Source organism: Bradyrhizobium sp. P5_C11_2 (assembly GCF_054049755.1).
In genome coordinates, this window is record NZ_JBFULT010000269.1 from 1 (window position 1) to 10,063 (window position 10,063).

Below are 10,063 nucleotides of genomic sequence, written 5' to 3' on the forward strand. Positions count from 1 at the left end.
GAGGTGCACCGTCCACGCTGCCAGACTTCTGGGACCAAGTAACACCATGGCACCGCGCCTGAAGCTGCGAGACATCGCCTTCTTCGAACGTCCCGTGCGTTTCGCGCGGCCGTTCCGCTTCGGCGCGATCACCATCAACGCGACGCCGCAGCTCTTTGTGCGGGTCGAGGTCGAGGTCGAGGGCAGGGGGACCGCAATCGGCGCCAGCGCCGAGCTGCTGGTGCCGAAATGGTTCGACAAGCGTCCGGAGTTTTCTCCGGCACAGACGGTTGACGGGTTGCGGCGGTCGCTTCAGATCGCGCGCGGGCTCTATCTGGCGCGGACCGGATATCTGACCGCGTTCGATCTGCATGCTTCGTGCATCGGCGCACAGATCGCGACCTGCGCGAAGAAGAACATTCCGGCGCTTGCGGCGGCTTATGGCCCCGCGGAAATCGACAAGGCGATCCTCGATGCGCTGCTGCGCGTCGTTGAGACCAGCTTTTTCGATGGCATGGCCGGCAACATTGCCGGCATCGATGCGCGGCTGTCGCCTGATTTGAAGGAAACGGATATCACAACGTTTCTTGCCGGCCGCAAGCCGCTGCCGCGCGTCGCTATCAGGCATACCGTCGGCCTCGACGATACGGTCGAAGGTAAGGGCGGCGTCGCCGACGCGCACGAGAACGCCGGTGCGCATTACTTCAAGCTGAAGCTGTTGGGCGATCCCGCAGCCGACGCAGCGCGGCTGGCGCTGATCGGCAAGGAGCTCGATAGGCTCGGGCGCGGCTACAAGGTGACGCTCGATGCGAACGAGCAGTACGCCGATCTCGCGGCACTGCATGCGCTGATGGATCGGCTCGACCATGATTCCGCGCTGCGACCGATCGCCTCGCGGCTGCTCTATGTCGAGCAGCCGATGCCGCGCGACATCACCCGGCGGTCGCCGCTCGGCTCGCTGGCGGCGCGCGGCTTCATCATCGACGAGGCCGATGATTCCTACGATGCGTTTCCGGCGGCGCGGGCACTCGGCTATCGCGGCATCTCCTCGAAATCCTGCAAGGCGCTCTACAAGTCCGTCGTCAACGCCACGCGAGCGGCGAAGTGGAGTGTGGGCGGAGAGAAGTTCTTCGTGACCAGCGAGGACCTGACCTGCCAGGCCGGCCTTGCCGTGCAGCAGGACCTCGCGCTCGGCGCCTTCCTCGGCATCGCCCATGCCGAGCGCAACGGCCATCACTATGTCGACGGTTTTGGCGAGACGCCTCTCGCAGAAGCCCAGGCCTTCGCGGCCGCGCATCCCGATCTCTATGCCGATGCCGGGCAGGGCATCCGCCTCCACATTCACAACGGCGATCTCCTGACGGGATCGCTTCATGCAGCGGGCTTTGCGACGTCGGTCCATCCGGACTGGTCGGCGCTCGCCCCGCTCGAACAGCCAAAGTCACTCTTGGAGAAATCGGCATGACCACGCAACGCCTCGGCCTCATCATGAACGGCGTCACCGGCCGCATGGGGCTCAACCAGCATCTGATCCGCTCGATCGTCGCGATCCGCGACCAGGGCGGCGTCCGCTTGAAGAATGGAGACCGCATCATGCCCGATCCGATCCTGGTCGGCCGCAGCGCCGAGAAGGTCGAAGGGCTTGCCAAGCGGTTTAACATTACGCGCTGGACCACCGACCTCGATGCTGCGCTCGCCGACAAGAACGACACCATGTTCTTCGATGCCGCGACCACGCAGGCGCGGCCGGGCCTTTTGACCCAGGCTATCAATGCCGGCAAGCACGTCTATTGCGAGAAGCCGATCGCGACGAACTTCGAAGAGGCCCTTGAGGTCGTCAAGCTCGCCAACGCCAAGGGCGTCAAGCACGGCACGGTGCAGGATAAGCTGTTCCTGCCCGGCCTGAAGAAGATCGCGTTCCTGCGCGATTCCGGCTTCTTCGGCCGCATCCTCTCGGTGCGCGGTGAGTTCGGCTATTGGGTGTTCGAGGGCGGCTGGCAGGAGGCGCAGCGGCCGTCCTGGAATTACCGCGACGAGGACGGCGGCGGCATCATCCTCGACATGGTCTGCCACTGGCGCTACGTGCTCGACAATCTCTTCGGCAACGTCCAGAGCGTGGTCTGCATCGGCAATACCGACATTCCTGAGCGGTTTGACGAGCAGGGCAAGAAGTACAAGGCGACTGCGGACGATTCCGCCTACGCGACGTTCCAGCTCGAGGGCGGCGTCATCGCCCACATCAACATGTCCTGGGTGACGCGCGTCTACCGCGATGATCTCGTCACCTTCCAGGTCGACGGCACGCTCGGCTCGGCGGTCGCGGGCCTCTCCGATTGCATGATCCAGGCGCGGCAGGCGACGCCCCGTCCGGTGTGGAATCCCGACGAGAAGCGGCTGCACGATTTCTACGGCGACTGGCAGAAGCTGCCGGACAACGTCAGCTACGACAACGGCTTCAAGGAGCAGTGGGAGATGTTCATCCGCCACGTCTACGAGGATGCACCCTACAAGTTCACGCTGCTCGAAGGCGCCAAGGGCGTGCAGCTCGCCGAATGCGCGCTGAAGAGCTGGAAGGAGCGGCGCTGGATCGACGTCGCGCCGATCAAGGTCTAAGGAGGCAACGATGAACAAGCCCGTCCTGCCCAAGCCTGCTCCTTCAATGTCGTCCTTGTCGCTCAAACTGCCGAAAGCCGACCGGTCGATCGAGACCTACCGGCTCGCGGCCTCGCGAACGTTTCCCGCGAGGCTTGAAGGCACGCTGAATCGCATCGCGTTCTCCGCCGTGCACACCGTTGCCGATCCCTTCGCGGACAACGATCCCTGGCTCTCGGTCGCCGTCGACTGGGACAAGACCATCGCGTTCCGCGAGCATATCTGGGACCTCGGCCTCGGCGTTGCGGAGGCCATGGACACCGCGCAGCGCGGCATGGGGCTGGACTGGCCGACCTCGCTGGAGCTGATCACGCGCTCGGTCGCCGCCGCCAGGCGCCGCAATGCGCTGGTGTTCTCCGGTGCCGGCACCGACCATCTCGCGGTCGAGGACGCCAAAAACCTCGACGACGTGATCCGCGCCTATGAGGAGCAGGTCTCGGCGGTCGAGAAGGTCGGCGGCCGCATCATATTGATGGCGTCGCGCGCTCTCGCAAAACTCGGCCGCAATGCCGATGATTACGCAAAGGTCTATGACCGCGTGCTGTCGCAGGTCCGGGAGCCCGTGATCATCCACTGGCTCGGCGACATGTTCGATCCGGCGCTGACGGGCTACTGGGGCACGAAAGATCTCGACAAGGCGATGGACACCGCGGTGGCCATCATCAACGGCAACGCCGCCAAGGTCGATGGCGTAAAAGTGTCGCTGCTGGACAAGCAGCGTGAGATCGACATGCGCAGGCGTCTGGACAAGCGCATCAAGATGTACACCGGCGACGATTTTAATTACGCGGAGCYGATCGCCGGCGACGAGCAGGGTTTTTCGCACGCGCTGCTTGGCATCTTCGATGCGATCGCGCCGGCGGCGTCCTACGCGCTGTCGCGGCTGGCTGCCGGTGACGAGGCCGGCTTCCACGACGTGCTGGGGCCGACCGTGCCGCTGTCGCGGCACATCTTCAAGGCGCCGACGCGGTTCTACAAGACCGGCGTGGTGTTCATGGCCTATCTCAACGGCCATCAGGACCATTTCACCATGGTCGGCGGCCAGGAGAGCACGCGTTCGACGCTGCATCTGGCCGAACTGTTCCGGCTGGCGGATCAGGCCGGGCTGCTGGCCAATCCCGAACTGGCGACGCGGCGCATGAAGGCCGTCATGGTTTCGCACGGAATCGAATCGTGATGCGTGATTTTTCGTCTGACCACCGCTGGCTGTCGCTGAACACGGCGACTGTCCGCAAGCAGGGTGACTTCGTTCAGATCGTTGATGCCTGTGCAGAGCACGGCATTCGCGCCATCGATCCCTGGCGCGATCAGGTCGCCGCCGTGGGCCTCGATCGCGCGGCGCGCGCGGTGCGTGACGCGGGGCTTGATCTCTCTGGCTATTGCCGCGGCGGCATGTTCACCTCCGATGCTTCGCGCCGCGCCGAAGTGCATGACGACAACCGGCGCTGTGTCGACGAAGCCGAGGCGCTGGGTGCGCCCTGCATCGTGCTCGTCGCCGGCGGCCTGCCGCAATATTCGCGGCCGGGCAGCGAGACATCGAAGGACATCGTGGCGGCACGGGGGCAGGTCGAGGAGGCCCTTGCCGACATGCTCGACTACGCCAGGCAGGCAAAGCTGCCGCTGGCGATCGAACCGTTGCATCCGGCTTACGCAGCCGACCGCGCCTGTGTGAATACGACAAAACAGGCACTCGACATCTGCGACCGGCTCGACCCCGGCCGCACCGGCATGCTCGGCGTCGCGCTCGACGTCTATCACATCTGGTGGGACCCGGACCTGATGGGCCAGATCGCGCGCGCCGGCCAGGACCGGCTGCTGGCGTTCCATGTCTGCGACTGGCTGGTTCCGACCAGGGACATCCTCAACGATCGCGGCATGATGGGTGACGGCGTGATCGRCATCAAATCCGTGCGCGCCGCGGTCGAGGCGCAAGGCTATGCCGGCTATTCCGAGATCGAGATATTCTCCAACGACTGGTGGGGTAAGCCGATGGACGAGGTGCTGCGCACCTGCATCGAACGGCACCGGACTGTGGTGTAGGTCCCGCGCGCGCTGTTGGCGGCCGTCAGTATGGCCCCCTCTGACTTTGCGCCCGCTTTCGGCGGCAGAACGGACAATGGTCGGACGTGCTGCTGGCTCGACCCGTCCGCGAATGATCCTCCGCGGAAATATGGACCTACCTCGTTAGATCCTCGGTCCAATTAGAATAGCACGCCGGTTCCCACACGTTCCCGATTACCCGCACTGCCCAGCAGTGATAGGATGCGGCGGTCAACAAGGCAAAACCTGAGGGAGGGAATCATGACGAACTTGGCGCCCTCGACAAGCTTCGACGTCAGAGACGAAATTACTGGAGCTTATGCCGCCTGGGATTCGGCGTTCAACAAAGCTGACTCGAGAGCGGTCGCCGCAGCCTATGTTTCAAACGCTAAAGTGCTACCACCAACGCATCAGGTCATATCGGGTCCGGAAGAAATCGAAGAGTTCTTCGCTGGGCTGTTTTCAGGTGGATTCACTGGTCACAAACTAACGATCATAGACGCGGGTGGAGACGAGAAGGTCGTCTTCAGTACCGCAAAATGGACGGCCGACGGCAAGGGACCGGATGGGAGCCGCCAAAGCGTCGGCGGCATTGCCACCCACGTGTTCGAGCGTCAAGCGGACGGCTCACTGAAGCTGAGATTGCATACTTTCAACTGAGCTCGCCGTCCAATCGCTTGGCGCCGCGCGAGGAGACTTCGCGTGGATATAGCGGAATGGCTTCGCGGTCTTGGGCTGGAGCGCTACACTCAGGCTTTCCAGGAAGCCGAAGTCACGCCTGATGTCCTGCAAGAGCTGACTGAAGCCGATCTGCGAGAACTGGGCTTGCCGCTCGGCCCGCGGAAGACCGTGCTGAAGGCGATTCAAGCGCGCTCATCATCGATCGCTGCCGCCCCCATTGATGCTGGTGAGCCAGCTGGACAGATAAGGCCGGCACTGCCGTCGGAGGCGGACCGTCGGCAGCTTACCGTCATGTTCGTCGACCTGGTCGGTTCGACCGCGCTCGCCTCAGGACGCGATCCTGAGGAAGTGCGTGACTTCATGCAGGCCTACCACAACACCGTCGCGGGCGAGATCGCCCGGTTCGAAGGCCACATAGCCAAGTTCCTCGGCGACGGCGTTCTCGCGTATTTCGGTTGGCCGCGGGCGCATGAAGATGAGGCGGAGCGTGCCATCCGGGCTGGACTTCGGGTGACCAAGGCGGTCGCGTCCCTTACCGGGCCGGGCGGCTTGGCGCTTGCCGCTCGCGTCGGCATTGCAACTGGTCTGGTCGTGGTCGGCGAGCTGACGGGCGAGGGAGAGGCTCGCGAGCGCGCTGTGATCGGTGAGACGCCGAACCTGGCCGCACGCCTGCAGGGTCTGGCCGAGCCCGGCGACGTCGTGATTGCCGAGTCGACGCGCCGCCTCCTCGGCGAAGCTTTCATGTACCGCGACCTCGGCACGGTGCCTCTCAAGGGCTTTCCTGGACCGGTACAGGCCTGGCTCGTCACGGGTGAGGGCGCAGCCGAGAGTCGATTCGACGCCCAGCACCACGGCATGGCAACGACCACGCTGGTCGGACGAGACCAAGAACTTGCATTGCTCTTGGACCGGTGGGAGCGCGCAAAAGAGCGCGAGGGACAGATCGTGCTGCTCGGCGGCGAAGCAGGGATCGGCAAGTCACGACTCGTGCGGGCCCTGCGCGATCACCTCGCAGGTGTGCCGCACACGCCGCTGAGCCATTTCTGTTCGCCGTTCCATCCCAACACCGCCTTGTACCCCATTATTGGCCTTCTTGAACGGGCCGCGGGAATACGACGGGAGGACGCTCCCGAAGAACAGCTCGATAAACTCGAGGCCATGCTCGCTCTCGCTACAAACGACGTGCATGAGAGCGCGCCGGTTCTTGCCGACCTCTTGGCAATTCCGGCAGGTGGGAGATACCCGCCACTTGCGCTTAGTCCACACCAGAAGAAAGAGCGAACGTTCCAGGCCCTCCTGGAGCAGATACACGGTCTGTCGGCAAAGCAGCCGCTGCTTGCCGTGTACGAGGATGTCCACTGGGCAGATCCTACCATGCTCGAACTCCTCGACCGGGCTGTCGACGAGGTGCAGCGACTTCCGATTCTGATGATTATCACCTTCCGGCCGGAGTTCGTTTCGCGCTGGACAGGCCATGGACACGTGACAGCGCTCTCTTTGAGCCGACTCGGCCGGAGGCAAGGGGCGGCCGTGGTGGACCGGGTCACGGGCGGCAAAATACTTCCACAAGAGGTGCTTGAGCAGATTTTGGCCAAAACCGATGGCGTGCCGTTATTTGTCGAGGAGCTCACCAAGGCGGTCATTGAATCCGGGCTGCTCAAAGACCTGGGCAACCGCTATGAGTTGATAGGCCCGTTGCCGCCGCTGGCGATCCCGACGACGCTGCAGGACTCGTTGATGGCGCGCCTCGATCGGTTGGCGCCGGTCAAGGAAGTCGCCCAGATCGCAGCTTGCATTGGGCGCGAATTCGGGCACGACCTTCTGCGATCGGTTACGGCGCTCGACGAACACGCGCTCCAGCGTGCTCTCAATGAGCTATTGACAGCCGAGCTCATATTCCGGCGTGGAGCACCGCCGGATATTGGCTACAGCTTCAAACACGCGCTGGTCCAAGACATCGCGCATGAGAGCCTCTTGAAGAGCAAGCGGCAGCAGATCCATGCCCGCATCGCTGCGGCTCTCGAAGAACACTATCCTGCCCGTGCGGAGGCGGAGCCGGAGACGATTGCTTCGCACTTTACGCAGGGTGGGCTGGCGGGAAAGGCAGTCGGCTATTGGCTGCGAGCCGGCCGGATCGCAGCGGGACGTTCCGCCAATCTCGATGCGATCACTCACCTCACAAGGGGACTGGAGGCACTCAAGTCCAATCCACAAGGACCGGAGCGCGATCGCCAGGAACTCGCGCTGCAAACGGCGATCGGAGGTCCGCTGATCGCCATTCACGGATACACGGCTCCGCAACTGGGCACTGCCTTCAGCAGGGCTCACGCGCTCTGTTATGAACTCGATGACACGGGTGCCTTGTTCGCTACTCTAAGCGGGAAGTTCATTTTCCACTTCGTGCGCGGCGACTTTGGTGCCATGCAGACCCTTGTTGCCGAGGCGCAGCGCGCCGCCGAGCGGACCGGCGACACGGCACTTGAACTAGCTACACATCGTTTGGCGGCGCTCACCGCCATGCATGCCGGCGACTTTCTTACGGCTCGCTCGGAGTTCGAAACGATCCTGAGTCGTTATCGGCCGGACACGCATCGGCCGCCGCCAGTTCACTATGTACATGACCCGAAGGCCTCGGCGTTACCCTACCTGGCAATTGTGCTTTGGATACTTGGCTACCCCGAACAGGCCCAGAGGACGAGCCGCGCGGCGTTTGAATACGCTGCGGAGCTAAATCAGACGAACCTTACCGCGCACGTGCAGGTCTATGGCGGAGCGGGGCCTGCGGAGCTGATGGGTGACATGGCGGCTGTGCATGTGCACGCCGAAGCCATCATCGATCTCGCCGATCAGCACAGCTTGAACTACTGGCGCTTGAGCGGCCTCATCCTGCGGGGTTGGGCAATGGCGCAGGAAGGTAACGTGGAGGGCGGCCTGGCGCTCATGCGCCTCAGTCTGAACGAGCGGGCCAGGCTCGGAGCCAGTTGGTACCAGGTCCGGTACTTGTGGATGCTCGCGGCGATGTACCACCAGTTGGGTGACGACGAAAAGGGGCTGGAAACCCTGGCCGAAGCGAAGGCCATTGCTGCGCGCAACGAAGAACATATGTGGGAGGCGGAACTTGCTTGCATTGACGGCGAACTGCATCGCATCCGCGGTGCTCCGGCTGAGGAGGTTGAGAATTACTTGCAAGCTGCGCTCAAGATTGCCCAAAGCCAAAGCGCGAGATCCTTTGAATTACGTGCGGCCATGAGTCTGGCTCGGCTTTGGCGCGACCAGGGCCGGATCGCCGACGCGCGAAGCCTCCTTGGTTCCGTTTACGGCTGGTTTACGGAAGGCTTCGAAACAACAGACCTTCGTTCCGCCAAGTTACTCATGCAGGAACTTGCTGAGGTTTAATGGCGTCGTTTGTGATGCATAAGGCACTTGCATCTAGGCCGCAGGTCTGGCGCTTCCAGTGAACCGAAGCTTGCCCTGCTGAGGCTCGAGCAATCTCGAAAATCAAAGTGGCGTTGGTGGGCACCGGCCCCCGATGAAGCGGGCAGCTCGTGCGGGCGAGTGAGCTGGTGGGAGTACCACCAACGAGACGTGGACAGCCATCGGCTTTCAGGCAGAATAACATCACCCCGATGCCGCAGCCTCGCCACAGTCTGCGCCAGATCGGATGCGGTAATCGTGGCCTCAACGATCATAAGGCACGGCGGATGTACCCATGCCTGATGATCTTGAATGGCCCCGACGTGCACTCGTCGGGGCCATTGTTGTGATCGGCGTGGCAGGGCTGGGGACTTCTACTGCCGTCAATGCCGGCGTCATTCGGCTCGACTATTCGCTGAAAAGTCAGACGATTGCGCTGTCATGGATTCACCGTCAAACACCGGACTATCACTCGTCAATTCAATCTGCGAAATTGCGACAACACAAATGCGCTTGCAAACAAGCAAGCGCGAAGGGAGGTTCGCAGTGGACAAGGTGCGACGCTTGCGTGCGATGAGTTCGTTGTGCCGTCAACAGGCCGCGTACAACAGCATGAAAAAMTGGAAGCTGCTCGCGGAAGCAGAATACTGGGATCACCTGGCCGATCTTGAGCTGTCCGCTCACTTCCAGCAATGCAATGCCGCCGGCTCGAATGAGATAGCGCCGCCTCAGGCGATCACCAACACGGATGAGACTCGACAGGGGACGAGTTCCGCTGCGTGAGGTCGGCGGCTGTCGTTTGCATTCCGTACCGCCGCACGTCTCACAGGGAGGAGCGACCCGGACCCGCGCCGCTGCGCAATTGCAACGAACGGATGCTGCCCTCACGGGCTTGCGACCTGTTGCAGCGTGTTGTAGCGCGCCTTCTGCTTGCTGCTCAGCGTGGCGTAGAACTCGTCGAGGGCGGGTTCGACCAGCTTGGCGGTCGTCGGCATGGCCCCACTGAATTGACTTCCTGGCAGAACGGACGTTGGTCGGACTTGCTGCTGGCTCGACCCGGTCGCGAATGACCCCAAAACGGACGTGGCGCGGACCTGGCAAAATTGGCGCGAATGAGCGGAGATGTGACATTTTTCCACTTGCCGAGGGACGCAACAGCCTAGACTGGCTTCCAGCTGGGCCAATCGCGGCCAATGCGTGAGCGTGGCCAAGCGCCCGGCCGGGTCTGGAAGTGACCGCCAATGAAGCATTGGATCGACTGGCTGCCGGCCATCGAAACCCTCCGCCGATATGAGGC

At 62.8% G+C, this 10,063-nt stretch carries 7 protein-coding genes; all 7 read left to right on the forward strand.

Going from position 1 to position 10,063, the window contains the following annotated elements; all coding sequences use genetic code 11:
- Nucleotides 1-46 precede the first annotated feature (46 nt).
- A complete protein-coding gene (locus ACXJL8_RS23305) occupies nucleotides 47-1,444 on the forward strand; it encodes a hypothetical protein (RefSeq protein ID WP_456623142.1) in 1,398 nt (465 codons plus the stop codon).
- Nucleotides 1,441-2,592, forward strand: a complete 1,152-nt coding sequence (locus tag ACXJL8_RS23310) for a Gfo/Idh/MocA family protein (protein ID WP_456623141.1) — start codon at nucleotides 1,441-1,443, stop codon at nucleotides 2,590-2,592. Before ACXJL8_RS23305 ends, ACXJL8_RS23310 begins: the two co-directional genes overlap by 4 nt.
- 10 nt (nucleotides 2,593-2,602) lie before the next feature.
- Nucleotides 2,603-3,808, forward strand: coding sequence for a dihydrodipicolinate synthase family protein (locus ACXJL8_RS23315; protein WP_456685652.1), 1,206 nt, complete (start codon nucleotides 2,603-2,605; stop codon nucleotides 3,806-3,808).
- The gene (locus tag ACXJL8_RS23320) at nucleotides 3,808-4,671 is read left to right on the forward strand and encodes a sugar phosphate isomerase/epimerase family protein (RefSeq protein ID WP_456685653.1); all 864 of its coding nucleotides are present in this window, start codon (nucleotides 3,808-3,810) and stop codon (nucleotides 4,669-4,671) included. The genes ACXJL8_RS23315 and ACXJL8_RS23320 overlap by 1 nt, the downstream gene beginning before the upstream one ends.
- A gap of 261 nt (nucleotides 4,672-4,932) precedes the next feature.
- Entirely contained in the window at nucleotides 4,933-5,331 is a 399-nt protein-coding gene (locus tag ACXJL8_RS23325; RefSeq protein ID WP_456623138.1) for a YybH family protein, read from the forward strand.
- A gap of 42 nt (nucleotides 5,332-5,373) precedes the next feature.
- Nucleotides 5,374-8,748, forward strand: coding sequence for an AAA family ATPase (locus ACXJL8_RS23330; RefSeq protein WP_456623137.1), 3,375 nt, complete (start codon nucleotides 5,374-5,376; stop codon nucleotides 8,746-8,748).
- Nucleotides 8,749-9,207: 459 nt separating this feature from the next.
- The gene (locus ACXJL8_RS23335; RefSeq protein ID WP_456685654.1) at nucleotides 9,208-9,549 is read left to right on the forward strand and encodes a hypothetical protein; all 342 of its coding nucleotides are present in this window, start codon (nucleotides 9,208-9,210) and stop codon (nucleotides 9,547-9,549) included.
- Nucleotides 9,550-10,063: the final 514 nt, after the last annotated feature.